Genomic DNA, 25,724 nt, shown 5'->3' with positions numbered 1-25,724 from the left:
CGGTGGCTTAATGGAGTGGCTTTCGGGTATAATCATATCGTGTGCCAGCACACGAAAAACACATGCGGAAGGAGAATACCCAGTATGGCAAGAGAATTCTCCCTAAAGAATACTCGTAACATCGGGATCATGGCTCACATCGATGCCGGTAAAACGACTACAACTGAACGTATTCTTTATTACACAGGTCGTATCCACAAGATTGGTGAAACTCATGAAGGAGCTTCACAAATGGACTGGATGGAGCAGGAGCAAGAGCGTGGAATCACGATCACTTCTGCAGCGACGACTGCACAGTGGAATGGCCACCGTGTAAACATCATCGATACACCTGGACACGTAGACTTCACAGTTGAAGTTGAACGTTCACTCCGTGTACTTGATGGCGCAGTTGCTGTACTTGACGCTCAGTCAGGTGTTGAACCACAAACAGAAACTGTATGGCGTCAAGCGACAACATACGGTGTTCCACGTGTCGTATTCGTCAACAAGATGGATAAGATCGGTGCGGACTTCATGTACTCGGTGAAAACACTTCACGAACGTTTACACGCTAACGCACACCCGATCCAACTTCCAATCGGCGCAGAAGATGAATTCAAAGGAATCATCGACCTCGTCGAAAGAAAGACATACATGTACTCGAACGACCTCGGTACTGACATCGAAGTAACAGAAGGCTTCCCAGCTGATATGGCTGACCAAGCTGAAGAACTTCGTGGTCGCTTGATCGAAGGCGTTGCGGATTACAACGAAGATTTGATGATGAAATACCTCGAAGGCGAAGAGATCTCAATCGAAGAACTCAAAGCTGGTATTCGTCAAGCAACACTTAGCGTTGAATTCTACCCTGTACTTGTCGGTTCGGCCTTTAAAAACAAAGGTGTTCAATTGATGTTGGACGCTGTTGTTGATTACCTCCCATCACCAGTTGATGTCGAGTCAATCAAAGGAATCAACCTCGATACAGAAGAAGAAATCACGCGTGAACCTTCTGACGAAGCGCCGTTCTCGGCACTTGCGTTCAAAGTCATGACTGACCCTTACGTCGGTAAATTGACATTCTTCCGTGTGTACTCTGGTACAGCACAAGCTGGTTCGTATGTGAAGAACTCGACTAAAGGGAAGCGCGAGCGTCTCGGTCGTATCCTTCAAATGCATGCAAACAGCCGTGAAGAAATCCCAATGGTATTTTCTGGTGACATCGCCGCTGCTGTTGGTCTTAAAGATACAACGACTGGTGACACACTTTGCTCAGAGAAAGACAACGTCGTTCTCGAGTCAATGACATTCCCAGAACCGGTTATCTCGGTCGCAATCGAGCCTAAATCGAAAGCAGACCAAGACAAGATGGGTCAAGCCCTCGCGAAACTCGCAGAAGAGGATCCAACTTTCCGCACTGAAACAAACCAAGAGACTGGTCAAACGATCATCTCTGGTATGGGTGAGCTTCACCTTGATATCCTCGTTGACCGTATGCGTCGCGAATTCAAAGTCGAAGCAAACGTCGGTGCACCACAAGTTGCTTACCGTGAGACAATCCGTAGCGCTGCGAAGATCGATTCGAAATTCGTACGTCAATCGGGTGGACGCGGTCAGTACGGTCACGTTGTCGTTGAATTCGAACCTAACGTAGAAGGTGCTGGATTCGAATTTGAGAACAAGATCGTCGGTGGTGTTGTTCCACGTGAATACGTACCAGCTGTTCAAAACGGTATTCAAGAAGCTCTCGAAAACGGTATCCTCGCTGGTTACCCAGTAGTTGACGTTAAAGCTGCCCTCGTCTTCGGATCGTACCACGATGTCGACTCGAACGAGATGGCGTTTAAAGTTGCTGCTTCGATGGCGGTCAAACAACTTAAGGAACAAGCGAAAGCTGTCATCCTTGAGCCAATGATGCGTGTTGAAGTTGTCATCCCAGAAGAATACTTGGGAGACATCATGGGTGACGTCACGTCACGCCGTGGACGCGTAGAAGGTATGGAAGCTCGCGGTAACGCACAAGTCGTTAAAGCGATGATTCCACTTTCGGAAATGTTCGGATATGCAACGTCACTCCGTTCACGTACGCAAGGACGTGGAACGTACTCGATGCACTTCGACCACTACGAAGAAGTACCGAAGTCAATTGCAGAAGAAATCATCAAAAAAGCGAACGGCTAATAACGGTTGTAACGCTGAAATGATTGTTGTAAGCTAAGGAGGACGTATGTTAAAAGTAGCCTACGTCTTCCTAGTTAAATAAAAAATTAATTGTCTATAGAGGAGGAATCTAGAATGGGTAAAGAAAAATTCGACCGTTCTAAACCGCACGTTAACGTTGGTACAATTGGCCACGTCGACCACGGTAAAACAACTTTGACTGCAGCGATTTCAGCTGTACTTTCAAAAGCACAAGGGAAAACAGCTACAAAGTTTGACGCAATCGATGGTGCTCCAGAAGAGCGCGAGCGCGGTATCACAATCGCAACAGCTCACATCGAGTACGAAACTGAAAAACGCCACTACGCACACGTTGACTGCCCAGGTCACGCTGACTATGTTAAAAACATGATCACTGGTGCTGCACAAATGGACGGCGCGATCCTCGTTGTTTCGGCAACAGATGGCCCAATGCCACAAACACGTGAGCACATTCTTCTTTCACGTCAAGTAGGTGTTCCTTTCATCGTAGTATTCATGAACAAAGTTGACATGGTTGACGACGAAGAGCTTCTCGAACTCGTTGAGATGGAAATCCGTGAACTTCTTTCTGAATATGACTTCCCAGGCGACGACCTCCCTGTAATCAAAGGTTCAGCTCTTGGCGCGCTTAACGGCGAACCACAATGGGAAGAAAAAATCATGGAACTCATGAACGCAGTTGATGAGTACATCCCTGAGCCTGTTCGTGACACGGACAAAGACTTCATGATGCCAGTTGAGGACGTATTCTCAATCACTGGTCGCGGTACTGTAGCGACTGGTCGTGTTGAGCGTGGTATTCTCCGCGTCAACGACGAAGTTGAAATCGTTGGTCTTACAGAAGAAACTAAGAAAACTGTATGTACTGGTGTAGAGATGTTCCGTAAGCTTCTTGACTATGCAGAAGCTGGCGACAACATCGGTGCTCTTCTCCGTGGTGTATCACGTGAAGACATCGAGCGTGGACAAGTACTTGCTAAACCAGGTACAATCACTCCGCACTCTAAATTCAAAGCTTCAATCTACGTTCTTTCTAAAGAAGAGGGTGGCCGTCACACGCCATTCTTCGCGAACTACCGTCCGCAGTTCTACTTCCGTACAACTGACGTAACAGGTATCGTTCACCTTCCAGAAGGTACTGAAATGGTAATGCCAGGAGACAACATCGAGTTGACGATCGAATTGATTTCTACAATCGCGATCGAAGACGGAACACGTTTCTCAATCCGTGAGGGTGGCCGTACTGTAGGTGCTGGTTCGGTAACAGAAATCGTCGAGTAATCGATGTCTTAAGCAGTCCGCATTTGCGGGCTGCTTTTTTGTTTTTTGAAACGAAGTGATAGGATAGGAGATAGGATTGTAGGAAGGAGAATCGATGATGGAAAAGCAAGTGGAGACGCTTTGCCGGTTGAACGGCGTTGCCTGCCGCTTTGGCGGGTCAAGTTTACTCAAGCATCACGGAATCGTCGAGACGGCGCGTGACTTGGATCTATTCGTTGAGCCTGACCAGTTCGAGACGATTGACCGTGTGCTCAGCCGTGCCGGAAAAAAAGAAGAGTCTGGTCCGCACGACGAGTATATGACGACGTACTTTGGCGAATATACGTTTGAAGGACAGGACATCGACGTGATGGCTAGTTTTCGGATGCGTTGCACGGACGGGATTTATACGCATCCTTACATTGAACCGGACGAGAGTTGGATGCATCTTGAAGAGTGGGTCGTCCTCTATTCAGTGATGGGGCGGGAAGAGAAAGTCGACAAGCTGCACGAATACTTTATGACGCACCCGTTCAACAACTCGATTGTGCAAACGTGTTTGAAACGAGCTCCGGCATCGGTCGTCGAAGCCGTCACTGAGCAGTTTAAAGAGTATATGAAACGCTAGGAAGAGTTGGCATGGGCCTTCTTTTGAAAAATAGTTCAACAAAAGAAGGAAAAGAACTTGCAAAAGGGTTCGAATCTTGTTACATTAGTGAACGTTGAACAACTCATCAGACATCCGGCACGATCGAAAAAAATCAAATCTTGCATTTGTTTTGCAGATTCGATATAATGATTAAGTGTTTGTGCGAGTGGTGAGAGACTTTACAGCAGAAAATGGGTCCTATCGTTGATTTGCAATGATCGGATGCCTCTGCTGACACAAGCACGCTGCGATGAAGCGGGAGGTTATGACACGCCAGGCAGCTTTGCCATGGCCGGTGTGGAAATTTCCGCTGAGAACTGTCTATTTTTAAAAGTAGGCGACAAAGGAGGGAAACTTACATGGCAAATGAAAAAATCCGTATTCGCTTAAAAGCATACGACCATCGCGTTCTCGATCAATCAGCTGAGAAAATCGTTGAAACTGCGAAACGTTCAGGTGCGAAGGTCTCGGGCCCAATCCCGCTTCCAACTGACAAATCGATCTACACGATCCTTCGTGCGGTCCACAAGTATAAAGATGCTCGTGAACAGTTCGAAATGCGTACACACAAACGCTTGATCGACATCGTTAACCCAACACCAAAAACGGTTGATGCGCTTATGCGTCTCGAATTACCATCAGGTGTTGACATCGAAATCAAACTTTAATTCTTCATATAGTAGATACTAGCCAGAAGAGACAATAATTATTAAACAGGAGGTGTATCTCATGGCTAAAGGAATCTTAGGAACAAAACTTGGTATGACTCAAATCTTCAACGAAGCAGGCGAAGTCGTACCGGTAACAGTAGTTGCTGTCGAAGGAAACGTCGTGCTTCAAGTTAAAACACTTGAAACAGACGGTTACGAAGCAGTTCAACTCGGTTTTGGAGACATCAAAGAATCACGTCAAAACAAACCGGCAAAAGGTCACGCTGCGAAAGCAAGCGCGACACCTAAGCGCTTCATGAAAGAAATTCGTACTTCAGTAGAAGGATACGAAATCGGTCAAGAGATCAAGGCGGACATTTTCGCTGCAGGTGAATTAGTGGACGTAACAGGTACTTCAAAAGGTAAAGGATTCCAAGGTGCGATTAAGCGTCACGGACAATCACGTGGACCAATGTCCCACGGTTCGCGTTACCACCGTCGCCCTGGTTCAATGGGTCCTGTAGCGCCTAACCGCGTATTTAAAGGGAAGCTTCTTCCTGGTCAAATGGGTGGCGAGCGTAAAACGATTCAAAACCTTGAAATTGTCAAAGTTGACGTGGAACGCGGCCTTGTACTCGTTAAAGGCGCAATCCCAGGCGCTCGTAAATCGAACGTCATCATCAAGACAGCTGTCAAAGGTAACTAATTAACTGCACGGAAAGGAGGAATTACGAATGCCTAAAGTAGCTTTGCTAAACCAAACAGGTTCACAAGTTGGCGAAATCGAATTGGCTGAAGCCATCTTCGGTATCGAGCCAAACGAATCAGTACTTTATGACGCGATCGTCATGCAACAAGCATCACGCCGTCAAGGTACTCACGATACGAAAGGTCGCTCGGAAGTACGCGGTGGCGGCCGTAAACCATGGAAACAAAAGGGAACTGGTCGTGCGCGCCAAGGTTCGATCCGCTCACCACAATGGGTTGGTGGTGGAACAGTCTTCGGTCCAACTCCACGTTCATACTCTTACAAGCTTCCTAAAAAAGTTCGTCGTCTTGCACTTCTCTCGGCTTTGTCGTCGAAAGTACAAAATAACGAAATGATCGTCCTCGAAGGCCTTGCTTTCGATGCACCAAAAACAAAAGATATGGTCGCAGTACTTCTTGGCCTATCAGTAGAACGTAAGGCTCTTGTAGTCACAGCGGACTACAATGAGACTATCGCTCTCGCAGCTCGTAACATCCCAGGAGTGACTGTAATCGAGGCAGCGGGCGTTAACGTTCTTGACCTCATTGCTAACGATAAAGTCATCTTCACTAAAGATGCGGTTGCGAAGGTAGAGGAGGTGCTTGCATAATGGCTCAAGCATACGATATCATCAAACGTCCGATCATCACTGAGCGTTCAGTTAGCCTCATGGAAGCTAACAAATACGTTTTCGAGATCGAAGTTAAAGCGACTAAATCACAAGTGAAGCACGCTATCGAAACAATTTTCAACGTGAAAGTTGCTTCGGTAAACACAATGAACATGAAACCGAAAGCGAAACGTGTCGGTCGTCACTCTGGTTACACATCGCGTCGTAAAAAAGCGATCGTAACTCTTGCTGAAGGCAACACAATCGACTTCCTCGGTTAATTTACTACCTTAGAAGAAAAGGAGGGAATCCTCGATGGCAATTAAAAAGTTTAAGCCGACCACTAACGGTCGCCGTAACATGACATCTCTCGACTTTGCAGAGATCACAACGAACCGTCCTGAGAAATCGTTAACTGAAAAGCTTTCGAAAAAAGGCGGTCGTAACAACCAAGGTCGTTTGACTGTACGTCACCAAGGTGGCGGGCACAAACGTAAATACCGTATCATCGATTTCAAACGTAACAAAGATGCTATCATCGGACGCGTTGCTACGATCGAATACGATCCAAACCGTTCAGCTAACATCGCCCTCATCAACTATGCAGATGGTGAGAAACGTTACATCCTCGCTCCTAAGGGCATCAAAGTGGGCATGGAAATCATGTCTGGTCCTGAAGCGGATATCAAAGTGGGGAACGCTCTTCCACTCGTAAACATCCCTGTCGGTACTACTATCCACAACATCGAGCTTAAGCCTGGTAAAGGCGGTCAGCTTGTTCGTGCGGCTGGTGCATCGGCACAAATCCAAGGACGTGACGGCAAGTACGTCATCGTTCGTCTTCAATCAGGTGAATCACGCTTGTTCCTCGGCACTTGCCGCGCTACAATCGGTTCAGTTGGTAACGAAGAACACGAACTTGTAAACATCGGTAAAGCAGGACGTTCACGTTGGTTAGGCAAACGCCCAACAGTACGTGGTTCTGTAATGAACCCAGTTGATCACCCACACGGTGGTGGTGAAGGTCGTGCGCCAATCGGTCGTTCGGGCCCACTTACTCCTTGGGGTAAACCAGCTCTTGGTTACAAAACTCGTAAGAAAAACAAATCGAGCGACATGTACATCCTTCGTCGTCGTAAGAAATAATTATCACATGATTCTTGGGCGGTTCGAAAGAGCCGTTCCCGAATCATTCCAAAGGGAGGTTCTATCATGGGTCGCAGCTTGAAAAAAGGTCCATTCGCAGATCACCATTTGCTCGCTAAAGTTGACAAACTTAACGAATCTGGTGAGAAGCAAGTCATCAAAACTTGGTCACGTCGCTCGACAATCTTCCCAGAATTCATGGGTCACACGTTCGGTGTACACGATGGTCGTAAACACGTACCAGTATTCGTGACAGAAGACATGGTCGGTCACAAACTTGGTGAATTCGCTCCAACACGCACGTACAAAGGTCACGGATCAGACAAGAAAACGAAACGGTAATCTGAGGGGAGGTCAAATCCATGCAAGCTAAAGCATCAGCTAATATGGTCCGTCTTGCTCCTCGCAAAGCACGTCTCGTTGTAGACTTAATTCGCGGGAAACAAGTCGGCGAAGCGCTCTCTGTCCTTGCTCACACGAACAAGGCAGCGTCGCCAATCGTTGAAAAAGTATTGAAATCAGCGATCGCTAACGCAGAGCACAACTACGATATGAACATTGAGAACCTTGTTGTATCTGAAATTTTCGTCAACGAAGGTCCAACACTCAAACGCTTCCGCCCACGTGCGATGGGTCGCGCAAGTCGTATTAACAAACGCACAAGCCACATTCACATCGTGGTAACTGAGAAATAAGGAGGGATATGTAGTGGGTCAAAAGGTAAATCCGCACGGTTTTCGCGTTGGTGTTATCAAAGACTGGGATTCGCGTTGGTACGCTGAGAAAGACTACGCAGATCTCCTTCATGAAGACTACGTTATTCGTGAATACATCGAAAACAAAATGAAGGATGCTAGTGTGGCTAAAGTTGAAATCGAACGCGCTGCAAACCGCGTAAACATTTCGCTTCACACTGCGAAACCAGGTATGGTCATCGGTAAAGGTGGTTCGGAAATCGAGTCACTCCGTAAAAATATCACAAAGCTTGCTGAAGGCAAACGTGTTCACATCAACGTTGTTGAAGTGAAAAACGCGGATGCAGTCGCTAAGCTTGTTGCTGAAAACATCGCTCGTCAATTGGAAGGCCGTGTGTCATTCCGTCGTGCAATGAAACAGTCAATTCAACGTTCGATGCGCACTGGCATCAAAGGGATCAAAACAGAAGTTTCTGGTCGTCTTGGTGGCGCTGATATCGCTCGTTCAGAGAAGTACTCAGAAGGATCAGTTCCGCTTCATACAATCCGTGCCGACATCGACTACGGAACAGCTGAAGCTGACACAACTTATGGTAAAATCGGAATTAAAGTATGGCTTTACCACGGAGAAGTTCTTCCAACAAAAAACACTAAATAATAAACACTCTTTCAGGAAGGAGGCAACACACTATGTTGTTACCTAAACGCGTGAAATATCGTCGTGTACACCGTGGTAAAATGCGCGGAAATGCAAAACGCGGCACAACAGTACATTTCGGTGAATTCGGTCTCCAATCGCTCGAAGCGAGCTGGATCACAAACCGTCAAATCGAATCAGCACGTATCGCAATGACACGTTATATGAAACGTGGCGGTAAAGTGTGGATCAAGATCTTCCCACACAAGCCGTACACTAAAAAGCCTCTCGAAGTTCGAATGGGTTCGGGTAAAGGTGCTCCAGAAGGCTGGGTAGCTGTAGTTAAGCCTGGTAAAGTAATGTTCGAAATCGCGGGTGTATCTGAGGAAGTCGCACGTGAGGCACTTCGCCTTGCAGCGCACAAACTTCCAGTGAAATGTAAGTTCGTGAAACGTGAAGAAAATGGTGGTGATACGAATGAAAGCAACTGATCTCCGTCAATCAACAAATGAAGAGCTCAACGGTAAAGTAGGCGAGTGGAAAGAAGAACTCTTTAACCTTCGTTTCCAATTAGCTACAGGTCAGCTTGAGAATCCTGCTCGTATCCGTGAAGTACGCAAGTCGATTGCGCGTGCTAAAACGATTCTTCGTGAACGCGAACTCGGCATCAACAACGGCTAATCTAATCGGATTATTGAAGAGGAGGTAACACTCATGGAACGCAATAAGCGTAAAGTACTCACTGGACGCGTCGTGTCTGACAAAATGGACAAAACGATCGTCGTTGCAGTTGAAACAAAAGTACGTCATAAGCTTTATGGAAAACGTGTAAACTACACGAAGAAATTTAAAGCGCACGATGAGAACAATGTCGCTAAAGTAGGCGATGTGGTCCGCATCGCGGAAACACGTCCGCTTTCTAAAGACAAACGTTTCCGTCTCGTAACAGTAGTAGAAGAATCAGTAATCATCTAATAACAGTTCGGATCTATAAACATCCGGAGGGAGGTACACTCGCATGATTCAACAAGAATCTCGCTTGAAAGTAGCAGACAACTCTGGCGCGCGTGAACTGTTGACAATTAAAGTCCTCGGTGGTTCAGGTCGTAAGACTGCAAACATCGGTGACATCATCGTCGCGACGGTAAAACAAGCAACACCAGGTGGCGTTGTTAAAAAAGGTGACGTTGTCAGAGCAGTTGTCGTTCGTACAAAACGCGGCGCTCGTCGTAAAGATGGTTCGTACATCCGTTTCGATGAGAACGCAGCAGTCATCATCAAAGATGACAAGAGCCCACGCGGCACTCGGATCTTCGGGCCAGTTGCACGTGAACTTCGTGAAAAAGAATTCATGAAGATCGTTTCGTTGGCACCGGAAGTACTTTAATTTCCAATTTCAATCCTATAAGGAGGTGCGCAAAACGATGCATGTTAAAAAAGGCGATACAGTCCAGGTAATGTCTGGTAAAGATAAAGGCAAGCAAGGGGTTATCCTCAAAGCTATGCCAAGCAAGAACCGCGTAGTCGTTGAAGGGGTTAACGTGATGAAAAAACACGCTAAACCATCACAAGCGAATCCACAAGGCGGTATCCTTGAAATCGAAGCACCAATTCACGTCTCGAACGTCATGCCAATCGACCCTAAAACGGGCAAACCAACTCGCGTTGGTTTCCAAGTAGTCGATGGTAAAAAAGTTCGTGTCGCGAAATCGGGCGAAGTACTCGATAAATAAGAACAACGTGACGAAAGGAGGTCCATTCGACTATGAACCGTTTGCAAGAGAAGTATAAAAGCGACATCGTGAAAGCGATGATGGATAAATTCAACTATGACTCGGTTATGCAAGTGCCACAAGTCGACAAGATCGTCATCAACATGGGTGTAGGTGACGCTGTTTCGAACTCGAAAGCTCTTGACATGGCAGTGGAAGAATTATCAATTCTTTCAGGTCAAAAACCACTCGTAACGAAGGCTAAGAAATCAATCGCTGGTTTCAAACTTCGTGAGGGCATGCCGATCGGTGCGAAAGTAACACTTCGTGGCGAGCGCATGTACGATTTCCTCGACAAATTAGTAACTGTTTCACTTCCACGTGTACGTGACTTCCGCGGTGTATCGAAGAAAGCATTCGACGGACGCGGTAACTACACGCTTGGTGTGAAAGAGCAGCTTATTTTCCCTGAAATCGATTACGATAAAGTAACTAAAGTACGCGGTATGGATATCGTTGTTGTTACAACAGCGAACACAGACGAAGAAGCACGTGAATTGCTCACACTTCTCGGAATGCCATTCCAAAAATAATAAAGGGAGGTCGACAACATGGCTAAAAAGTCAATGGTGAATCGCGAGCAAAAACGCGAGAAACTCGTTGCCCAGTACGCTGAGAGACGCGCGCAATTAAAAGCTGAAGGCGACTACATCGGACTCAGCAAATTGCCACGTAACTCGTCACCTGTACGTCTTCATAACCGTTGCCGTATCACAGGTCGTCCACATGGTTACATGGGTAAATTCGGGATCAGCCGTATCAAGTTCCGTGATCTTGCATACAAAGGTCAAATCCCTGGTGTTAAAAAAGCAAGTTGGTAATCCACTAACAGTGTGAAAGGAGGTACATCGCATGGTAATGACAGACCCTATTGCAGATATGCTTACACGTATCCGTAACGCTAACATGGTTCGCCATGAAAAATTGGAGCTTCCAGCTTCTAATATCAAACGTGAGGTTGCAGAGATCCTCAAGCGTGAAGGTTTCATTCGCGATGTTGAATATATCGAGGACGCTAAACAAGGTACACTTCGTCTTTTCCTTAAATATGGAGCAAGCAACGAACGTGTTATCACTGGTCTCAAACGTATTTCGAAACCAGGTCTTCGTGTATATGCAAAAGCAGATGAAGTACCAAAAGTACTCGGAGGACTCGGTATCGCAGTTCTTTCGACATCAAAAGGTCTTATGACTGATAAAGAAGCTCGCCAACAACAAGTCGGCGGCGAAGTGCTCGCCTACATCTGGTAAGTCACTTTTCTAACAAGAACGGAGGTGTAATCAATGTCACGTATTGGTAAAAAACCAGTTACGATTCCAGCTGGCGTTACTGTAACGGTTGCAGAAGGCAACATTGTCACAGTAAAAGGTGCTAAAGGTGAACTTTCGCTTTCAGCTAACCCAGCCTTGGAAGTCAAAATTGAAGAAAACGAACTAACTGTTGTTCGTCCGGATGACTCGAAAGAGAACCGTACGATCCACGGTACGACACGTGCCCTCATCGCCAACATGGTGGAAGGTGTGTCTAACGGGTTCCAGAAAACACTTGAGATCTCAGGGGTTGGTTACCGTGCTGCTAAGCAAGGTAACAAACTCGTCCTCAGCCTCGGTTACTCGCATCCAATCGAGTACGTTGCTGAAGAAGGTATCGAGATCGAAGTTCCTTCAAACACGCAAATCATCGTAAAAGGTATTAGCAAAGAGCGCGTCGGTCACGTTGCAGCTCAAATCCGCTCGTACCGTGCTCCAGAACCTTACAAAGGTAAAGGTGTTCGTTACTCTGATGAACGTATTCGCCGTAAAGAAGGTAAGACTGGTAAGTAATTCGTCACGAAATGAACGGAAAGGAGTGGCATAAATGATCACAAAAGCAGATAAAAATGCAGTTCGTAAGAAACGTCATGCTCGTGTACGTCGTACGATCACCGGGACGGCAGCTCGTCCACGTTTGAACGTATTCCGTTCGAGCAAGAACATCTACGTACAACTTATCGATGACGCGTCACAAACAACGCTTGTGTCAGCATCTTCGAAAGATAAAGCACTCGATCTTACAAACGGCGGCAACGTTGAAGCAGCGAAAGCTGTTGGTAAACTTGCAGCTGAACGTGCACTCGAGAAAGGTATCGACACTGTTGTGTTCGACCGTGGTGGATACCTCTATCATGGCCGCGTCAAAGCTGTTGCAGAAGCAGCTCGTGAAGCGGGTCTTAAATTCTAACAAAAAGGAGGGGACACTCGATGCGCCAGTTAGACGTTAACATGGAACAACTTGAAGAACGCGTTGTTACCGTAAACCGCGTCGCGAAAGTTGTGAAAGGTGGCCGTCGCTTCCGTTTCGCCGCTCTCGTAGTCGTAGGTGACAAAAATGGTCACGTCGGTTTCGGTACAGGTAAGGCACAAGAGGTGCCAGAAGCGATCCGCAAGGCTATTGAAGCCGCTAAGAAAAACATGGTTCAAGTACCAATGGTTGGTACAACAATTCCACACGAAATCACAGGAGTATACGGAGCAGGTCGTGTATTCATGAAACCTGCTTCTGAAGGTACTGGGGTTATCGCCGGTGGTCCAGTTCGTGCAGTGCTCGAACTTGCAGGTGTAGGTGACATCCTTTCGAAATCGCTTGGATCAAACACACCGATCAACATCGTCCGTGCGACGGTCAAAGGCTTGACAGAGCTTAAAAAAGCAGAGGAAGTTGCTAAACTACGCGGTAAAAGCGTAGAAGAACTTCTTAAATAAGGGAGGGAACTAGACATGGCGAAACTCGCAATCACCCTCACACGCAGCACAATCGGTCGTCCCGAGGATCAGCGTGTAACAGTACGTACACTTGGTCTTCGCAAAATGCATCAAACCGTCGTTGTCCCTGACAACGTCGCGATGCGTGGTATGATCAAAAAAGTGTCGCACCTTGTGACTGTAGAAGAAATTAACGAATAATATCGATTTTAATAATAAGGAGGTGCCACTATGAAACTCCATGAATTGAAGCCAACTCCAGGTTCGCGTCACGAACGCAACCGTGTCGGTCGCGGTATGGCGACTGGTAACGGTAAAACTTCTGGCCGTGGACATAAAGGTCAAAAAGCTCGTTCAGGCGGTGGCGTTCGTCCAGGGTTCGAAGGTGGACAAAACCCACTTTACCGTCGTCTTCCAAAACGCGGTTTCAACAACCCTACTCGTAAAGAGTATGCAGTTGTTTCCCTAGACACGCTTAACCGTTTCGAAGCAGGTACTGAAGTCACTCCAGAACTCTTAATCGAGACTGGTGTCGTCAGCTCTGCTAAAGACGGAATCAAAGTACTTGCTAACGGCAAGCTTGAAACAAAATTAACTGTTAAAGCCAACAAATTCTCGGGTGCAGCGAAAGAAGCGATCGAAGCAGCTGGCGGTTCAGTTGAGGTGATCTGATGTTTCAGACGATCTCCAATATGTGGCGCGTGAAAGATATTCGACAGCGTATTCTCTTCACACTCGCAATCATCATCATTTTCCGCATCGGGGCCCATATCCCGGTGCCGATGGTGAATACGGATGTGTTGCGTTTTGACTCAGGAGGTCTACTCGACTTCTTGAACTTGTTTGGAGGAAATGCTTTACAGAACTTCTCCCTGTTCGCAATGGGGATCATGCCGTACATCACGGCATCGATCGTTGTACAACTTTTACAAATGGACGTCGTTCCGAAGTTTGCCGAATGGGCAAAACAAGGCGAGTCCGGGCGTAAGAAGCTAGCGACGGTCACGCGCTATGGGACGATCATGTTAGGGTTTGTTCAAGCGACATCACTGTCGTTCGGATTTAACCGCCTCTACCCAGGTCTCGTCAATGAGACGTGGGGAACGGCAACCTATTTCGTGATCGCGATTGTACTTACTGCAGGTACGGCGTTCTTGATGTTCCTCGGTGAGATGACAACGGAGAAAGGTGTCGGGAATGGTATTTCCGTCATCATCTTCGCGGGTATCATCGCTGGGTTCCCAAGAATCTTCACGCAGATTTACGAGACGAAGCTCCAAAATGCTGGAGACGCGTTATTCATTAACATCGTTTACTTGGCTGTGCTATTGCTCGTTATTCTTGCTGTGACGGTTGGGATCATTTATGTTCAACAAGCGGCACGTAAGATTCCGATTCAATACGCGAAGCGCACGGCGAACCGTACCCCTGTGGGCGGTCAGTCGACGCACTTGCCAATCAAGCTAAACGCTGCTGGTGTCATCCCGGTTATCTTCGCGATTTCCTTCATGGTGACACCGCCAACTGTTGCAAGCTTCATTGCTTCTCCGGAAACGACGCAGAAGTTGCAGACTTACTTCGATACGACATCTCCAATCGGAATGTCAATCTACGTAGCGCTCATCATCGCGTTCGCTTACTTCTATACATTTATTCAGGTCAACCCAGAGCAAATGGCAGAAAATCTGCAGAAGCAAGGTGGCTATATTCCTGGGATTCGTCCTGGGGCGCAAACAGAACAGTACATCACGAAGTTGCTCTATCGATTGACTTTCTTCGGAGCGATTTTCCTATCGCTCGTTGCGATCATGCCGACAATCTTCATTAAGCTTGCCGGTCTCCCAACTTCGGTGCAAATCGGAGGGACGAGCTTGTTGATCGTAATCGGGGTAGCCCTCGAAACGATGAAACAAATCGAAAGTCAACTCGTAAAACGACACTACAAAGGCTTTATCCGTTAAAGCGGAAGGAAGGGCTCTCCCTTCCTTCCTGTCGTGTTTACGATGTGTTGTGAAAATCAAAACTGGAGGCTAACTGAGATGAATCTAGTACTCATGGGCTTACCGGGTGCAGGGAAAGGGACTCAAGCGGCTAAAATCGTCGAAGAGTACCAAATCCCACACATTTCGACAGGCGACATGTTTCGTGCGGCAATCAAAGGCGGAACGCCACTTGGTAAAGAAGCTAAATCGTTCATGGATAAAGGGGAACTCGTACCGGATGAGGTAACAATCGGAATCGTACGTGAACGCTTGAGTCAAGATGATACGAAAAACGGCTTTTTACTCGATGGATTCCCGCGTACTGTTGCTCAAGCAGAGGCACTCGAAAGTTTGCTTAAAGATTTGGGGAAACAGATCGACCACGTCGTCAACATTGATGTGGCTGCGGAAATTCTCGTTCCGCGTTTGACAGGTCGTTGGATCTGCCCGACGTGTGGAGCGACATATCATGTGATCTTCAATCCACCAAAAGTGGAAGGCATCTGTGATGTGGATGGGTCGGCACTCATGCAACGTGAAGACGATAAAGAGGAAACGGTTCGCCGTCGCCTTGACGTCAACATCGAGCAATCGAAACCACTTATTGACTTTTATGCAGAAAAAGGGTATCTTCGTACATTGGATGGAGATCGTCCAATCGATGTCGTTTATGCCGATGTTAAAGCGTTACTCGGTGATACTGAATGATCATCACGAAGACGCCTCGAGAAATTGCGATTATGCGTGAGGCTGGGCAAATTGTTGCTCGAACGCACCAGGTGCTCAAAGAGCACATCAAACCAGGTATTACGACGCTAGAGCTCGACCGGATTGCGGAAGATTACATTCGCAGCCAAGGTGCGACACCGTCGTTCAAAGGCTACAACGGTTTTACCGGTAGTGTTTGCGCTTCAGTGAACGAAGAACTTGTTCATGGAATTCCCGGAGAACGGGTATTGAACGATGGAGATATCATCTCGATCGACATCGGTGCCCACTATAACGGATACCATGGAGATTCCGCTTGGACTTATCCAGTGGGAACAATCTCAGAAGAGACACAGCGGTTGCTTGACGTAACCGAAGAAAGTCTGTATAAAGGATTGGAGCACGCCAAGGCTGGACTGCGATTGACAGACATTTCGCATGCGATTCAAGCGTATGTTGAATCTCATGAGTTTTCTGTCGTCCGTGAGTATGTCGGTCATGGTGTCGGTCAAAATTTGCATGAAGAACCGCAAATTCCGCACTATGGTCCACCGGGGAAAGGGCCGCGCCTAAAGACTGGGATGACGTTAGCCATTGAACCAATGGTCAACGCTGGTCAACGCTATGTTCGAACGCTGGCTGACAACTGGACAGTTGTGACAGTGGACGGTAGCATGTGCGCCCACTTTGAGCACACCATCGCCATCACAGACGATGGATACGAGATTTTAACGAAACTCGATTCCGGTGAATGAGGCTCTATTGTTGCGTGCTGATCCGTTATGGATCCTTCTCTCACAGTACTGTACAATAGATCGTCTGTGCTCCTAAATATCTTCATATAGAAAGGGGAATAAATGATGGCGAAACAAGATGTCATTGAAGTGGAAGGCACTGTTATCGAACCACTTCCAAACGCAATGTTTAAAGTGGAGTTAGAAAACGGCCACACGGTGCTCGCGCACGTCTCAGGGAAAATTCGGATGCACTACATTCGAATCCTTCCAGGCGACCGCGTAACTGTCGAGTTGTCTCCGTACGACTTGACTCGCGGGCGAATCACGTACCGTTATAAGTAACTCCGATTTTTCCAGGAGGAGGGTATAATCATGAAAGTAAGACCGTCGGTAAAACCGATTTGCGAAAAATGTAAAGTTATTCGCCGTAAAGGAAAAGTAATGGTAATTTGCGAAAACCCGAAACACAAACAAAAACAAGGTTAATCTAAGAGGAGGTGCACACATGGCACGTATTGCTGGTGTAGATATTCCGCGCGAAAAACGTATCGTTATTTCGCTCACATACATCTTTGGTATTGGTAAAACAAAAGCACAAGAAATCTTGAAGACTGCAAACGTATCTGAAGATTCACGCACACGTGATCTTACAGAAGACGAAATCAACCGCATCCGTGAAGCAATTGACGGAATTAAAGTTGAAGGTGACCTTCGTCGTGAAGTTTCACTCAACATTAAGCGTTTGATCGAAATCGGCGCCTACCGCGGTGTCCGTCATCGCCGTAGTCTCCCTGTTCGCGGACAAAACACGAAGAACAACTCGCGTACTCGTAAAGGCCCACGCCGTACAGTAGCGAACAAGAAGAAGTAAAGGAGGGAATTGAACAATGGCGAAACGTAAGCAAAATGTACGTTCAAAACGTAAAGTCAAAAAGCATATTGAAGTCGGTGTGGTACACATCCGTTCTACATTTAACAACACAATCATCACAATCACTGACACGCAAGGTAACGCGATCTCATGGGCTACTTCTGGTAACCTTGGATTTAGAGGATCACGTAAATCGACACCGTTCGCAGCACAATTGGCTGCTGAAACTGCAGCGAAAGTTGCAATGGACAACGGTATGCGTACAGTAGAAGTTAACGTTAAAGGTCCTGGTGCTGGACGTGAAGCGGCAATCCGTGCCCTCCAAGCTACTGGTCTTGAAGTAACTGCAATCCGTGACGTAACACCTGTTCCGCACAACGGTTGCCGCCCTCCAAAACGTCGCCGCGTATAATCGTTTGTGCGTGTGATGGGCTTACCTAGCACGAACAACATATACAATGCAGCGCAAGCTGCGTGGCAGGATACACTCAAGGAGGGGTTCAGATGATCGAGATTGAAAAACCAAAGATCGAAACGGTCGAAATCAGCGAGGATGCTACGTTTGGTAAATTCGTGGTGGAACCGCTTGAACGTGGATATGGCACTACTCTCGGCAACTCACTGCGTCGAATTTTATTGTCATCGCTTCCTGGTGCAGCGATTACGGCGGTTCAAATCGATGGCGTACTTCACGAGTTCTCAACGATTGACGGAGTCGTCGAAGACGTCACCCAAATTGTTTTAAACCTCAAGAAGTTAGCGCTCAAAGTGTACTCGGAAGAAGAGAAAACGCTTGAGATTAACGTTTCAAGTGCCGGTGCTGTCACTGCGGCAGACATTACCCATGATAGCGACGTTGAAATCTTGAATCCTGAGCTCCACATCGCGACTCTCGCTGACAATGCGACGCTTCGCATGCGTTTGACTGCTCGCCGTGGTCGTGGTTACGTCCAGGCAGAAGATAACAAACGTGATGATATGCCGATTGGTGTCATTCCAATCGATTCGATCTATACACCGATTCAACGCGTGAACTACGAAGTAGACAAAACACGTGTCGGTCAAGATGCTAGCTTCGATAAGCTTCTATTAGACGTGTGGACAGATGGTTCAATCCGTCCGGAAGAAGCAGTATCGCTTGGAGCGAAAATTTTGACAGAACACTTGAATATCTTTGTTGGTTTGACTGACGAAGCTCTCAACGCAGAAATTATGGTCGAGAAAGAAGAAGACCAAAAAGAAAAAGTACTTGAAATGACGATCGAAGAACTCGATCTCTCAGTTCGTTCGTACAACTGCTTGAAGCGCGCCGGCATCAACACTGTTCAAGAACTCGCAAACAAATCAGAGGAAGAGATGATGAAAGTCCGTAACCTCGGACGTAAATCACTCGAAGAAGTTCAACTCAAGTTGGACGAGCTCGGTTTGGGCTTGCGTAAAGAAGACTAAGTTCAACCGAAGGAGGGAAATGTAATGGCTTATTCGAAACTTGGCCGTACAAGCTCGCAACGCAAGGCTCTTTTGCGTGATCTTGCAACTGACCTTATTATCAACGAGCGCATTCAAACAACTGAACAAAAAGCGAAAGAACTTCGCCCAGTCGTTGAAAAATTAATCACTCTTGGAAAACGTGGCGATCTTCATGCCCGTCGTCAAGTAGCTTCATTCGTTCGCAAAGAGAGCGCTGGAGAGAAAAACGCAATCCAAAAATTGTTCGAAGACGTGGCACCACGCTACGCTGAACGTCAAGGTGGATACACACGCATCATGAAAGTCGGCCCACGCCGCGGTGACGGTGCGGAAGTCGTAATCATCGAACTCGTCTAATTCATTAGGCAGTCAACAGGGCATGCGGTCACGTATTGCCCTGTTTCCACATCGGAAAGGAGTCGACAGATGGAATCTCAAATTATGGTACGTGATGTCGTGTTTCGTTACCCGGGACAAACCGAGCCAGCCTTAGACGGGTTGTCACTCGATGTATACAAAGGGGAATGGCTCGCCATCGTTGGCCATAATGGTTCCGGCAAGTCGACTTTGACGAAGTTGTGGAACGGGCTTTTGCTTCCTCAGGAAGGAGAGGTCCGGGTTGAGACGCTCGATCCGACGGACGCCACAGACGTGTGGGACGTTCGTAAACGGATCGGTGTCGTCTTCCAAAATCCCGACAATCAGTTTGTCGGGGCGACCGTGCGCGATGATGTGGCGTTCTCTCTCGAAAACATGGGACTTCCACGTCAAGAAATGGTTCGTCGAATTGATGACAGTCTAGCGCGCGTTGGATTATCGGAACTAGCGGACCGTGAACCGCATCAGTTATCCGGTGGACAAAAGCAGCGTGTTGCGATTGCTTCGGCTCTCGCAATGCGCCCGCATGTCCTCGTGCTCGATGAAGCTACCTCGATGCTCGACCCGATTGGGCGTAAAGAGGTGTTACAAACGGTACAACAGCTCGTCTCAGAAGGGATGACCGTTGTCGCCATTACACACGAGCTCGACGAAGTGTTGTTTGCCGACCGTATCATTGCCTTGTCTAAAGGGAAAATTGCAATGACCGGTACACCAGAAGACGTGTTTAGAAATCCGGAAGCGTTACGTGCCATCCAATTGGATGTGCCGTTTATCGTACGGATGCAACTCGAACTGAAGGAACGGGGCATACCACTCGATCGTCTGATGCTACAACATTCGGAGTTGGTGAACCATCTATGCCGATTAGCATTGAAGAAGTGACTTACCAATATCAATTGAATACTCCGTTTGAACGAACCGCGCTGCGCGATGTGAATGTATTTATTCCGTCGGGGGCGCTTGTTGCGTTTCTTGGCCATACCGGCTCTGGGAAATCGACACTCGTTCAGCACATGAACGGCTTACTGCGACCGACAAAAGGTCGTGTCGTCGTGGATGACATTACAGTACGTGCGATTACGAAGCGTCGCGATAAAAAGCAAAGTTTGCTTCCGCTTCGACGCCGCGTTGGGCTCGTCTTTCAGTATCCCGAGCATCAACTGTTTGAAGAGACGGTCGAACGCGACGTGATGTTTGGTCCCCGCAACTTCGGTGCGACGGAGGCCGAGTCGAAAGAACGGGCTCATGCGGCCCTGCGCCTTGTCGGTCTCGATGAAACGTTATGGGACCGTTCCCCGTTCGATTTGTCGGGCGGACAGATGCGACGTGTCGCGATTGCGGGCGTGCTCGCGAGCCGTCCGGACGTCTTAGTCGTCGATGAACCGACGGCAGGACTCGACCCGCTCGGCCGTCAAGACATGCTGGCGCTGTTTAAACGTTTAAAAGAAGAACTCGACTTGACGCTCATCCTCGTCTCGCATGACATGGATGACGTGTTGACGTATGCGGAACGTGTCGTCGTCATGGAACAAGGACAAGTCGCCTTCGATGGTGACCCGTTCGAACTGTTCAAGGACGAGTCACTCGTTCGCTCGTTGCAACTCGACGTCCCGAACGTGCTTCGGCTCGCGCTTGAACTCGCACCGACGTTCGGGGTCGAGCCTCCATCCCTTCGGACGGAAGTCGAACTGGCGGACTGGATTGCGGCCGAGTTGAGAAAGGGGGGAGCCATATGATCATCGGGCAATACATTCCCGGTCATTCATGGCTGCACACACTTGACGCTCGGGCCAAAACGCTGTTCATCCTCGGGTTTATTCCAGTCGTCTTCTTGGCCGACAATTTGTGGACGAACGTGTTTTTACTCGCGTTCACGTTATTCGCGGTCAAATTGTCTCAGTTGTCATGGCGCTATTTATGGAACGGGTTGAAAATGATTTTATTTTTGATCGTGTTCACACTCCTGTTGCAACTGTTCTTCAATCGGGAAGGGACGTTGCTCGTTTCACTCGGTCCGTTCTCGATTTATTCGGAAGGGGTGAGAATGGGCTTGATCGTCTCGCTCCGTTTCTTCTATCTCGTCATGTTGACGACGCTCGTCACCTTGACGACGACGCCGATGGAACTGACCGATTCGATTGAAGCTGGTCTTCGTCCCCTCGAACGCATACGAGTGCCGGCACACGAGATCGCCCTGATGCTGTCCATCTCGCTTCGTTTCTTGCCGACGCTAGCCGACGAGACGGATCGCATCATGAAGGCGCAACAGGCGCGAGGCGTCGATTTGAAGAGTGGTCCGATTAAAGATCGGTTAAAAGCGGTCGTCCCGCTCATGATCCCATTGTTCGTGTCCGCGTTTAAGCGGGCTGAGGACCTTGCCACGGCGATGGAAGCCCGCGGGTACCGTGGGGGTGAAGGGCGGACGAGGTGGCGTGAGATGACGTGGGAACGACGCGACACAGGATTGTTGATCGTATTTGTCTGCTTGACACTCATTTTGATTGGATTGCGAGGGATAGGATGAGACGGGTTAAATTGACGATTGCTTATGATGGGACGAATTATGCGGGTTATCAAGTCCAGCCAAACGGCAATACGGTTCAGGCCGAAGTCGAGACGGTTCTTGCGAAGATGCATGGTCAAGCGATGAAAGTTGTCGCTTCTGGGCGGACGGATGCCCGTGTTCACGCGAAAGGTCAGGTCATCCACTTCGATACGCATTTATCGATGCCGGTAGATCGCTTCGTCAAAGCGTTGAACGCGATGTTGCCAGATGATATCCTTGTTTGTTCGGCCGAAGAAGTAGATGCTTCTTTCCATGCCCGCTACGGTGCGAAACGGAAAGAGTATCGTTACTTCATTCGCACTGACGTCGATCCGTTCCGCCGCCATCATGCCGTGACGGTGACGTATGCGCTTGACCGGGAACGGATGCGTCAAGCGCTCCGTTCACTCGTCGGGACACATGATTTCACTTCGTTTTCGGTGACGAAGTCAGAAGTGGTGGACCGTGTCCGCACGATTTATGAAGCGGAACTCGTTGAGGCGGGAGACGAAATGTACTTTCGCTTCGTCGGATCCGGCTTTCTGTACAACCAAGTCCGGATTATGGTCGGTACGTTAATGGAGGTTGGCAGAGGGAAGTATGAGCCGGCCGATGTGAGTCGAATGCTCGCGGCGAAAGACCGCCGCAGTGCTGGGATTACGGCTCCACCGCACGGTCTATATTTATGGAATGTGAATTATAAAAAAGTAGATTGACATTCCCCTTGTAAAAACGTATCATATTCATTGGCATTTCATTTTCACATTGAGAGATGAACCACAATCTTAGCCCCGTAAACTAGGATTATGATAAAGCATCAAACAAGCATTAAAAAATTCAAATGAACAGACATTTTAGGAGGTATTCCACATGCGCACGACATTCATGGCTAAAGCATCTGAAGTAGAACGCAAATGGCACCTTATCGATGCAGAAGGCAAAACACTCGGTCGTATGACTAGTGAAGTAGCATCACTTCTTCGCGGTAAGCACAAGCCAACTTTCACACCACACGTTGATTGCGGAGACCACGTCATCATCATCAACGCTGAGAAAGTCAAATTGACTGGTAACAAACTGAACGACAAGATGTACTACCGTCATTCAGGTCATCCAGGCGGCTTGAAATCACAAACTGCAAAAGAGCTTCTTGCAAAACGCCCAGAGCGTATGCTTGAACTCGCGATCAAAGGGATGCTTCCAAAAGGATCACTCGGTCGTCAACAATTCACTAAACTCCACGTTTACGCTGGAGCTGAGCACAACCACGAAGCACAAAAACCAGAAGTTTACGAACTTCGCGGTTAATCGGGACACAAGGAGGAACTAAACGATGGCAGATGTACGTTACTACGGAACTGGCCGCCGCAAGCACTCGGTGGCTCGTGTTCACCTCGTTGCAGGTGACGGCAAAGTTGTTGTAAATGGCCGTGATATTTCAGAATACTTCGGTCATGAGACTTTGATCATGATGGCAAAATCACCACTCGTATTGACTGAAACAGAAGGTAAATACGATATCATCGTTAACGTTAACGGTGGTGGATTCACTGGACAAGCTGGAGCGATTCGCCACGGCGTATCACGTGCGCTTCTTCAAGCGGACCCAGAATTCCGTCCAAGCCTCAAAGAAAAAGGCTTCTTGACTCGTGACGCACGTATGAAAGAGCGTAAAAAATACGGTCTTAAAGCAGCACGTCGCGCACCACAGTTCTCGAAGCGTTAATCTTCGAACAGTTTGGTCTAAACTCTTCGCCCTTTATGGGCGGAGAGTTTTTTTGTTGCTCGAGAAATAGTTGGTTTTCGTTCCCTCAAGAAAACGCTTTTTTTGATATACTGTTATCGAGACAGAAATTAGGGGGAAATGACATGCTTACAGTAGAACAAGTTCGTGAAGAACTAGCAGGGTTGGTCGATCCGACGATCAATCGTACGCTTGGAGATACAGCTGGCGTGAAAGACGTCCGAATTAAAGAAGACTATGTCAGCGTGAAAGTGGCACTCGGGCAGACCGGGAGCGGAGAGCAGCTTCAGCTGCAACAAGAGATCGTCACATTGTTGAAAGGAAAAGGCTTTAAGACGGTCGGCCTTCGTTTCGAAGCGCTAAATGACGAAAGTTTAAAAGAAGCGACAAAACCGGCTATCCTTCGTGAAAACTCAGGAACGACGTTCATAGCAATCGCTTCAGGAAAAGGCGGCGTCGGGAAGTCGACGGTATCGGTCAACTTGGCGGTCGCGTTAGCACGTGCCGGTAAAAAGGTCGGCTTGATTGATGCCGATATTTACGGGTTCAGTGTCCCGGATATGCTCGGTATTGAAGAACGTCCCGTCGTCCGAGGTGAAAAGATCATCCCGGTCGAGCGGTTCGGGGTAAAAGTCATCTCGATGGGCTTCTTCGTCGAAGACAATGCGCCGGTCATCTGGCGCGGACCGATGCTCGGAAAGATGCTCAACAACTTCTTCAATGATGTGGAGTGGGGTGACCTCGACTACTTGTTGCTCGATTTACCGCCAGGGACAGGTGACGTCGCGCTTGATATCCACTCGATGCTCCCGTCATGCCAGGAGTTGATTGTAACGACACCTCACGCGACCGCTGCTTTCGTCGCGGCTCGAGCGGGTGCGATGGCAATCAAGACGAACCATAAAGTGCTCGGAATCATTGAGAATATGGCATACTTCGAGAGTAAGGTAACGGGCGAGAAAGAATACGTCTTCGGTTACGGCGGCGGCGAAAAATTATCAGAAGCGCTCAAGAGTAAACTGCTCGCGCAAATCCCGCTCGGTCAGCCGTATGACAACGAAGACGACTTTGCGCCTTCGGTCTACCGGGATGGGCATCCGTTTGAGATAACATATGATGAATTGGCGCAATCGGTCATTCAACAAATAGAAGGGTGAATGGTTAGCAGATGAAAGTACAAGGTTTTTTACGTTTGTTTTGGACGACACTCGTTTTCGGGACGCTATTTGGGTTCCTGATGAATATACTCGCCAATCCGGGTTATTTGGTCAGTCAGTCGTGGGAAGCGATCGTGACGGCACTCAGTTACTCGAGCACGTGGACGGGAATCAGTATGATGGGCTTTTTTGCCTACTTGATCGTCCACCGTGTCGGCTTGGATTTATTCCGCGGAGCGAAACTGTGGAATCGAGTTCAAGTGCTCTTGATTGTATTCGCGTTATTTGACGCGGTCTATCTACGCATGCTCGCATTTGGAAATGATCACATGTGGCGTTATATCGGAGAGATGCTCGTCCTAGTCGTCGTGTCGTGGATCGTAGCGACGAGCAAGGCGAGACAGACGAACGCGAGTGCATTTATCCCCGCGCTCTTCTTGATGATCGTCATTACGTTGATTGAGTGGATTCCGGCACTGCAAGCGACAGATGAGATCGCTCTTCTATGGCCGGCACTTGCGACGCTCGTGTTCGCCAACGCTTACCAAGTGTTGATGCTTCATCGCTTCCAAGCGCCAGCGCACGGTGAAGCAATGTCAAAATCGAATAGTGGTCCTAAAGAGTCATTAAAGACGAAGAAACGCGTCTCGTCCAAATCGTCGTAATGTTCTCTTGCCAGTGATGAGCTCAGGTGATTTCGCCTGAGCTTTTCCATTGGTTAAGAAGGGAGTCCACGGCCAATTTAAGCGTATCGAAATAATTTTTGAAGCAATCAAAGTTTTTTTAGAAAAACAGTTGACGAATAGTGCAGGCATTGATATATTAATAAACGTCGCTGCTGTTCAAATTTGAGCAACAGAAAAAAGTGAAAAAAATAATAAAAAACGGTTGACTTTAAAAAGTGAACTCGCTATTATTAAAAAGTCGCTAACACGACAACATTTGGTCTTTGAAAACTGAACGATGAGGCAAAAAAAGTTTTACAAGTTTTGATTGAAGCGCAAGCTTCGTCATTTTCAAGAGCTATATCAAATTC

Annotated in this window: 41 protein-coding genes; all 41 read left to right on the top strand. The window is 47.8% G+C overall.

Going from position 1 to position 25,724, the window contains the following annotated elements; genetic code table 11:
• Window positions 1–84 precede the first annotated feature (84 nt).
• Window positions 85–2,163 (top strand): elongation factor G, encoded by a 2,079-nt coding sequence (gene fusA / locus KNP77_RS12865; protein WP_070329247.1) that lies wholly within the window; start codon window positions 85–87, stop codon window positions 2,161–2,163.
• Window positions 2,164–2,277: 114 nt separating this feature from the next.
• Window positions 2,278–3,465 (top strand): elongation factor Tu, encoded by a 1,188-nt coding sequence (gene tuf / locus KNP77_RS12860; RefSeq protein WP_070329246.1) that lies wholly within the window; start codon window positions 2,278–2,280, stop codon window positions 3,463–3,465.
• A 97-nt stretch (window positions 3,466–3,562) separates the two neighbouring features.
• Window positions 3,563–4,072 carry a nucleotidyltransferase family protein gene (locus KNP77_RS12855; protein WP_070329245.1) on the top strand — a complete coding sequence of 170 codons (510 nt, stop codon included), beginning with the start codon at window positions 3,563–3,565 and terminating at the stop codon, window positions 4,070–4,072.
• Window positions 4,073–4,452: 380 nt separating this feature from the next.
• On the top strand, window positions 4,453–4,761 hold the full coding sequence (gene rpsJ, locus KNP77_RS12850; protein WP_016508894.1) for a 30S ribosomal protein S10: 309 nt from the start codon (window positions 4,453–4,455) through the stop codon (window positions 4,759–4,761).
• Between the two features lie 61 nt (window positions 4,762–4,822).
• Window positions 4,823–5,449: a 50S ribosomal protein L3 gene (gene rplC / locus KNP77_RS12845; RefSeq protein ID WP_016508913.1), complete on the top strand. Its 627-nt coding sequence runs from the start codon at window positions 4,823–4,825 to the stop codon at window positions 5,447–5,449.
• 28 nt (window positions 5,450–5,477) lie between these two features.
• Window positions 5,478–6,101: a 50S ribosomal protein L4 gene (rplD, locus tag KNP77_RS12840; RefSeq protein WP_070329244.1), complete on the top strand. Its 624-nt coding sequence runs from the start codon at window positions 5,478–5,480 to the stop codon at window positions 6,099–6,101.
• Window positions 6,101–6,382 (top strand): 50S ribosomal protein L23, encoded by a 282-nt coding sequence (gene rplW, locus KNP77_RS12835; protein WP_024372184.1) that lies wholly within the window; start codon window positions 6,101–6,103, stop codon window positions 6,380–6,382. Before rplD ends, rplW begins: the two co-directional genes overlap by 1 nt.
• A gap of 34 nt (window positions 6,383–6,416) precedes the next feature.
• Window positions 6,417–7,247, top strand: a complete 831-nt coding sequence (gene rplB / locus KNP77_RS12830) for a 50S ribosomal protein L2 (RefSeq protein ID WP_070329243.1) — start codon at window positions 6,417–6,419, stop codon at window positions 7,245–7,247.
• 66 nt (window positions 7,248–7,313) lie between these two features.
• Window positions 7,314–7,589 (top strand): 30S ribosomal protein S19, encoded by a 276-nt coding sequence (rpsS, locus tag KNP77_RS12825; protein WP_012727673.1) that lies wholly within the window; start codon window positions 7,314–7,316, stop codon window positions 7,587–7,589.
• 20 nt (window positions 7,590–7,609) lie between these two features.
• Window positions 7,610–7,942 (top strand): 50S ribosomal protein L22, encoded by a 333-nt coding sequence (gene rplV, locus KNP77_RS12820; protein ID WP_021066609.1) that lies wholly within the window; start codon window positions 7,610–7,612, stop codon window positions 7,940–7,942.
• A 13-nt stretch (window positions 7,943–7,955) separates the two neighbouring features.
• The gene (gene rpsC, locus KNP77_RS12815; protein WP_035386108.1) at window positions 7,956–8,600 is read left to right on the top strand and encodes a 30S ribosomal protein S3; all 645 of its coding nucleotides are present in this window, start codon (window positions 7,956–7,958) and stop codon (window positions 8,598–8,600) included.
• 32 nt (window positions 8,601–8,632) lie between these two features.
• Window positions 8,633–9,070, top strand: a complete 438-nt coding sequence (gene rplP, locus KNP77_RS12810; RefSeq protein ID WP_016508922.1) for a 50S ribosomal protein L16 — start codon at window positions 8,633–8,635, stop codon at window positions 9,068–9,070.
• The gene (rpmC, locus tag KNP77_RS12805) at window positions 9,057–9,260 is read left to right on the top strand and encodes a 50S ribosomal protein L29 (RefSeq protein ID WP_016508900.1); all 204 of its coding nucleotides are present in this window, start codon (window positions 9,057–9,059) and stop codon (window positions 9,258–9,260) included. Before rplP ends, rpmC begins: the two co-directional genes overlap by 14 nt.
• A 33-nt stretch (window positions 9,261–9,293) precedes the next feature.
• On the top strand, window positions 9,294–9,554 hold the full coding sequence (gene rpsQ, locus KNP77_RS12800) for a 30S ribosomal protein S17 (RefSeq protein WP_016508930.1): 261 nt from the start codon (window positions 9,294–9,296) through the stop codon (window positions 9,552–9,554).
• Between the two features lie 43 nt (window positions 9,555–9,597).
• Window positions 9,598–9,966, top strand: coding sequence for a 50S ribosomal protein L14 (gene rplN / locus KNP77_RS12795; protein ID WP_012727667.1), 369 nt, complete (start codon window positions 9,598–9,600; stop codon window positions 9,964–9,966).
• 37 nt (window positions 9,967–10,003) lie between these two features.
• Window positions 10,004–10,312: a 50S ribosomal protein L24 gene (rplX, locus tag KNP77_RS12790; RefSeq protein ID WP_070329242.1), complete on the top strand. Its 309-nt coding sequence runs from the start codon at window positions 10,004–10,006 to the stop codon at window positions 10,310–10,312.
• A gap of 32 nt (window positions 10,313–10,344) precedes the next feature.
• On the top strand, window positions 10,345–10,884 hold the full coding sequence (rplE, locus tag KNP77_RS12785) for a 50S ribosomal protein L5 (protein ID WP_016508927.1): 540 nt from the start codon (window positions 10,345–10,347) through the stop codon (window positions 10,882–10,884).
• Window positions 10,885–10,902: 18 nt separating this feature from the next.
• Window positions 10,903–11,172, top strand: a complete 270-nt coding sequence (gene rpsN, locus KNP77_RS12780) for a 30S ribosomal protein S14 (RefSeq protein WP_035386110.1) — start codon at window positions 10,903–10,905, stop codon at window positions 11,170–11,172.
• A gap of 31 nt (window positions 11,173–11,203) precedes the next feature.
• Window positions 11,204–11,602, top strand: a complete 399-nt coding sequence (gene rpsH, locus KNP77_RS12775) for a 30S ribosomal protein S8 (RefSeq protein WP_021066614.1) — start codon at window positions 11,204–11,206, stop codon at window positions 11,600–11,602.
• A 33-nt stretch (window positions 11,603–11,635) separates the two neighbouring features.
• Window positions 11,636–12,175 (top strand): 50S ribosomal protein L6, encoded by a 540-nt coding sequence (rplF, locus tag KNP77_RS12770; RefSeq protein WP_016508938.1) that lies wholly within the window; start codon window positions 11,636–11,638, stop codon window positions 12,173–12,175.
• Between the two features lie 34 nt (window positions 12,176–12,209).
• On the top strand, window positions 12,210–12,572 hold the full coding sequence (gene rplR / locus KNP77_RS12765; protein ID WP_070329241.1) for a 50S ribosomal protein L18: 363 nt from the start codon (window positions 12,210–12,212) through the stop codon (window positions 12,570–12,572).
• 20 nt (window positions 12,573–12,592) lie between these two features.
• Complete coding sequence (rpsE, locus tag KNP77_RS12760) at window positions 12,593–13,093, top strand: 30S ribosomal protein S5 (RefSeq protein ID WP_016508948.1); 501 nt, start codon at window positions 12,593–12,595, stop codon at window positions 13,091–13,093.
• A gap of 15 nt (window positions 13,094–13,108) precedes the next feature.
• Window positions 13,109–13,294: a 50S ribosomal protein L30 gene (gene rpmD / locus KNP77_RS12755; protein ID WP_016508937.1), complete on the top strand. Its 186-nt coding sequence runs from the start codon at window positions 13,109–13,111 to the stop codon at window positions 13,292–13,294.
• 30 nt (window positions 13,295–13,324) lie between these two features.
• Complete coding sequence (rplO, locus tag KNP77_RS12750; RefSeq protein WP_021066618.1) at window positions 13,325–13,765, top strand: 50S ribosomal protein L15; 441 nt, start codon at window positions 13,325–13,327, stop codon at window positions 13,763–13,765.
• On the top strand, window positions 13,765–15,054 hold the full coding sequence (gene secY / locus KNP77_RS12745) for a preprotein translocase subunit SecY (protein WP_070329240.1): 1,290 nt from the start codon (window positions 13,765–13,767) through the stop codon (window positions 15,052–15,054). The genes rplO and secY overlap by 1 nt, the downstream gene beginning before the upstream one ends.
• Before the next feature lie 78 nt (window positions 15,055–15,132).
• Complete coding sequence (locus KNP77_RS12740; RefSeq protein ID WP_070329239.1) at window positions 15,133–15,783, top strand: adenylate kinase; 651 nt, start codon at window positions 15,133–15,135, stop codon at window positions 15,781–15,783.
• Window positions 15,780–16,538: a type I methionyl aminopeptidase gene (gene map, locus KNP77_RS12735; RefSeq protein ID WP_016508902.1), complete on the top strand. Its 759-nt coding sequence runs from the start codon at window positions 15,780–15,782 to the stop codon at window positions 16,536–16,538. Before KNP77_RS12740 ends, map begins: the two co-directional genes overlap by 4 nt.
• 105 nt (window positions 16,539–16,643) lie before the next feature.
• Entirely contained in the window at window positions 16,644–16,862 is a 219-nt protein-coding gene (infA, locus tag KNP77_RS12730) for a translation initiation factor IF-1 (RefSeq protein WP_035386112.1), read from the top strand.
• A 30-nt stretch (window positions 16,863–16,892) separates the two neighbouring features.
• Window positions 16,893–17,006, top strand: a complete 114-nt coding sequence (rpmJ, locus tag KNP77_RS12725; RefSeq protein WP_003156543.1) for a 50S ribosomal protein L36 — start codon at window positions 16,893–16,895, stop codon at window positions 17,004–17,006.
• Window positions 17,007–17,025: 19 nt separating this feature from the next.
• Window positions 17,026–17,391 (top strand): 30S ribosomal protein S13, encoded by a 366-nt coding sequence (gene rpsM, locus KNP77_RS12720; protein WP_035386113.1) that lies wholly within the window; start codon window positions 17,026–17,028, stop codon window positions 17,389–17,391.
• A gap of 16 nt (window positions 17,392–17,407) precedes the next feature.
• A complete protein-coding gene (rpsK, locus tag KNP77_RS12715; RefSeq protein WP_070329238.1) occupies window positions 17,408–17,803 on the top strand; it encodes a 30S ribosomal protein S11 in 396 nt (131 codons plus the stop codon).
• A gap of 92 nt (window positions 17,804–17,895) precedes the next feature.
• Entirely contained in the window at window positions 17,896–18,840 is a 945-nt protein-coding gene (locus KNP77_RS12710) for a DNA-directed RNA polymerase subunit alpha (protein ID WP_070329237.1), read from the top strand.
• Window positions 18,841–18,864: 24 nt separating this feature from the next.
• Window positions 18,865–19,218, top strand: coding sequence for a 50S ribosomal protein L17 (gene rplQ / locus KNP77_RS12705; protein WP_016510776.1), 354 nt, complete (start codon window positions 18,865–18,867; stop codon window positions 19,216–19,218).
• Between the two features lie 69 nt (window positions 19,219–19,287).
• Window positions 19,288–20,124 carry an energy-coupling factor transporter ATPase gene (locus tag KNP77_RS12700; RefSeq protein WP_070329236.1) on the top strand — a complete coding sequence of 279 codons (837 nt, stop codon included), beginning with the start codon at window positions 19,288–19,290 and terminating at the stop codon, window positions 20,122–20,124.
• The gene (locus tag KNP77_RS12695; protein WP_016510779.1) at window positions 20,100–20,978 is read left to right on the top strand and encodes an energy-coupling factor transporter ATPase; all 879 of its coding nucleotides are present in this window, start codon (window positions 20,100–20,102) and stop codon (window positions 20,976–20,978) included. The genes KNP77_RS12700 and KNP77_RS12695 overlap by 25 nt, the downstream gene beginning before the upstream one ends.
• Window positions 20,975–21,766, top strand: coding sequence for an energy-coupling factor transporter transmembrane component T family protein (locus KNP77_RS12690; RefSeq protein WP_070329234.1), 792 nt, complete (start codon window positions 20,975–20,977; stop codon window positions 21,764–21,766). The genes KNP77_RS12695 and KNP77_RS12690 overlap by 4 nt, the downstream gene beginning before the upstream one ends.
• Window positions 21,763–22,503, top strand: coding sequence for a tRNA pseudouridine(38-40) synthase TruA (gene truA / locus KNP77_RS12685; protein ID WP_214891134.1), 741 nt, complete (start codon window positions 21,763–21,765; stop codon window positions 22,501–22,503). The genes KNP77_RS12690 and truA overlap by 4 nt, the downstream gene beginning before the upstream one ends.
• A gap of 154 nt (window positions 22,504–22,657) precedes the next feature.
• The gene (gene rplM, locus KNP77_RS12680) at window positions 22,658–23,095 is read left to right on the top strand and encodes a 50S ribosomal protein L13 (RefSeq protein WP_016510784.1); all 438 of its coding nucleotides are present in this window, start codon (window positions 22,658–22,660) and stop codon (window positions 23,093–23,095) included.
• Between the two features lie 25 nt (window positions 23,096–23,120).
• Window positions 23,121–23,513, top strand: a complete 393-nt coding sequence (gene rpsI, locus KNP77_RS12675; protein ID WP_070329232.1) for a 30S ribosomal protein S9 — start codon at window positions 23,121–23,123, stop codon at window positions 23,511–23,513.
• A 143-nt stretch (window positions 23,514–23,656) separates the two neighbouring features.
• Window positions 23,657–24,688 carry a P-loop NTPase gene (locus KNP77_RS12670; RefSeq protein ID WP_214891132.1) on the top strand — a complete coding sequence of 344 codons (1,032 nt, stop codon included), beginning with the start codon at window positions 23,657–23,659 and terminating at the stop codon, window positions 24,686–24,688.
• An 11-nt stretch (window positions 24,689–24,699) separates the two neighbouring features.
• Entirely contained in the window at window positions 24,700–25,353 is a 654-nt protein-coding gene (locus tag KNP77_RS12665) for a KinB-signaling pathway activation protein (protein WP_214891130.1), read from the top strand.
• Window positions 25,354–25,724: the final 371 nt, after the last annotated feature.

The sequence above is a fragment of the Exiguobacterium sp. s142 genome, from assembly GCF_018618455.1.
Classification (GTDB): Bacteria; Bacillota; Bacilli; order Exiguobacteriales; family Exiguobacteriaceae; genus Exiguobacterium; species Exiguobacterium aurantiacum_A.
The sequence above is the reverse complement of the archived record's forward strand: the minus strand, read 5'-3'. Positions and strand labels throughout refer to the sequence as shown.

Coding starts and splice junctions, on each gene's coding strand:
- fusA (WP_070329247.1), top strand. CDS start 85: ATGGCAAGAGAATTCTCCCTAAAGAATACTCGTAACATCGGGATCATG.
- tuf (WP_070329246.1), top strand. CDS start 2,278: ATGGGTAAAGAAAAATTCGACCGTTCTAAACCGCACGTTAACGTTGGT.
- KNP77_RS12855 (WP_070329245.1), top strand. CDS start 3,563: ATGGAAAAGCAAGTGGAGACGCTTTGCCGGTTGAACGGCGTTGCCTGC.
- rpsJ (WP_016508894.1), top strand. CDS start 4,453: ATGGCAAATGAAAAAATCCGTATTCGCTTAAAAGCATACGACCATCGC.
- rplC (WP_016508913.1), top strand. CDS start 4,823: ATGGCTAAAGGAATCTTAGGAACAAAACTTGGTATGACTCAAATCTTC.
- rplD (WP_070329244.1), top strand. CDS start 5,478: ATGCCTAAAGTAGCTTTGCTAAACCAAACAGGTTCACAAGTTGGCGAA.
- rplW (WP_024372184.1), top strand. CDS start 6,101: ATGGCTCAAGCATACGATATCATCAAACGTCCGATCATCACTGAGCGT.
- rplB (WP_070329243.1), top strand. CDS start 6,417: ATGGCAATTAAAAAGTTTAAGCCGACCACTAACGGTCGCCGTAACATG.
- rpsS (WP_012727673.1), top strand. CDS start 7,314: ATGGGTCGCAGCTTGAAAAAAGGTCCATTCGCAGATCACCATTTGCTC.
- rplV (WP_021066609.1), top strand. CDS start 7,610: ATGCAAGCTAAAGCATCAGCTAATATGGTCCGTCTTGCTCCTCGCAAA.
- rplP (WP_016508922.1), top strand. CDS start 8,633: ATGTTGTTACCTAAACGCGTGAAATATCGTCGTGTACACCGTGGTAAA.
- rpmC (WP_016508900.1), top strand. CDS start 9,057: ATGAAAGCAACTGATCTCCGTCAATCAACAAATGAAGAGCTCAACGGT.
- rpsQ (WP_016508930.1), top strand. CDS start 9,294: ATGGAACGCAATAAGCGTAAAGTACTCACTGGACGCGTCGTGTCTGAC.
- rplN (WP_012727667.1), top strand. CDS start 9,598: ATGATTCAACAAGAATCTCGCTTGAAAGTAGCAGACAACTCTGGCGCG.
- rplX (WP_070329242.1), top strand. CDS start 10,004: ATGCATGTTAAAAAAGGCGATACAGTCCAGGTAATGTCTGGTAAAGAT.
- rplE (WP_016508927.1), top strand. CDS start 10,345: ATGAACCGTTTGCAAGAGAAGTATAAAAGCGACATCGTGAAAGCGATG.
- rpsN (WP_035386110.1), top strand. CDS start 10,903: ATGGCTAAAAAGTCAATGGTGAATCGCGAGCAAAAACGCGAGAAACTC.
- rpsH (WP_021066614.1), top strand. CDS start 11,204: ATGGTAATGACAGACCCTATTGCAGATATGCTTACACGTATCCGTAAC.
- rplF (WP_016508938.1), top strand. CDS start 11,636: ATGTCACGTATTGGTAAAAAACCAGTTACGATTCCAGCTGGCGTTACT.
- rplR (WP_070329241.1), top strand. CDS start 12,210: ATGATCACAAAAGCAGATAAAAATGCAGTTCGTAAGAAACGTCATGCT.
- rpsE (WP_016508948.1), top strand. CDS start 12,593: ATGCGCCAGTTAGACGTTAACATGGAACAACTTGAAGAACGCGTTGTT.
- rpmD (WP_016508937.1), top strand. CDS start 13,109: ATGGCGAAACTCGCAATCACCCTCACACGCAGCACAATCGGTCGTCCC.
- rplO (WP_021066618.1), top strand. CDS start 13,325: ATGAAACTCCATGAATTGAAGCCAACTCCAGGTTCGCGTCACGAACGC.
- secY (WP_070329240.1), top strand. CDS start 13,765: ATGTTTCAGACGATCTCCAATATGTGGCGCGTGAAAGATATTCGACAG.
- KNP77_RS12740 (WP_070329239.1), top strand. CDS start 15,133: ATGAATCTAGTACTCATGGGCTTACCGGGTGCAGGGAAAGGGACTCAA.
- map (WP_016508902.1), top strand. CDS start 15,780: ATGATCATCACGAAGACGCCTCGAGAAATTGCGATTATGCGTGAGGCT.
- infA (WP_035386112.1), top strand. CDS start 16,644: ATGGCGAAACAAGATGTCATTGAAGTGGAAGGCACTGTTATCGAACCA.
- rpmJ (WP_003156543.1), top strand. CDS start 16,893: ATGAAAGTAAGACCGTCGGTAAAACCGATTTGCGAAAAATGTAAAGTT.
- rpsM (WP_035386113.1), top strand. CDS start 17,026: ATGGCACGTATTGCTGGTGTAGATATTCCGCGCGAAAAACGTATCGTT.
- rpsK (WP_070329238.1), top strand. CDS start 17,408: ATGGCGAAACGTAAGCAAAATGTACGTTCAAAACGTAAAGTCAAAAAG.
- KNP77_RS12710 (WP_070329237.1), top strand. CDS start 17,896: ATGATCGAGATTGAAAAACCAAAGATCGAAACGGTCGAAATCAGCGAG.
- rplQ (WP_016510776.1), top strand. CDS start 18,865: ATGGCTTATTCGAAACTTGGCCGTACAAGCTCGCAACGCAAGGCTCTT.
- KNP77_RS12700 (WP_070329236.1), top strand. CDS start 19,288: ATGGAATCTCAAATTATGGTACGTGATGTCGTGTTTCGTTACCCGGGA.
- KNP77_RS12695 (WP_016510779.1), top strand. CDS start 20,100: ATGCCGATTAGCATTGAAGAAGTGACTTACCAATATCAATTGAATACT.
- KNP77_RS12690 (WP_070329234.1), top strand. CDS start 20,975: ATGATCATCGGGCAATACATTCCCGGTCATTCATGGCTGCACACACTT.
- truA (WP_214891134.1), top strand. CDS start 21,763: ATGAGACGGGTTAAATTGACGATTGCTTATGATGGGACGAATTATGCG.
- rplM (WP_016510784.1), top strand. CDS start 22,658: ATGCGCACGACATTCATGGCTAAAGCATCTGAAGTAGAACGCAAATGG.
- rpsI (WP_070329232.1), top strand. CDS start 23,121: ATGGCAGATGTACGTTACTACGGAACTGGCCGCCGCAAGCACTCGGTG.
- KNP77_RS12670 (WP_214891132.1), top strand. CDS start 23,657: ATGCTTACAGTAGAACAAGTTCGTGAAGAACTAGCAGGGTTGGTCGAT.
- KNP77_RS12665 (WP_214891130.1), top strand. CDS start 24,700: ATGAAAGTACAAGGTTTTTTACGTTTGTTTTGGACGACACTCGTTTTC.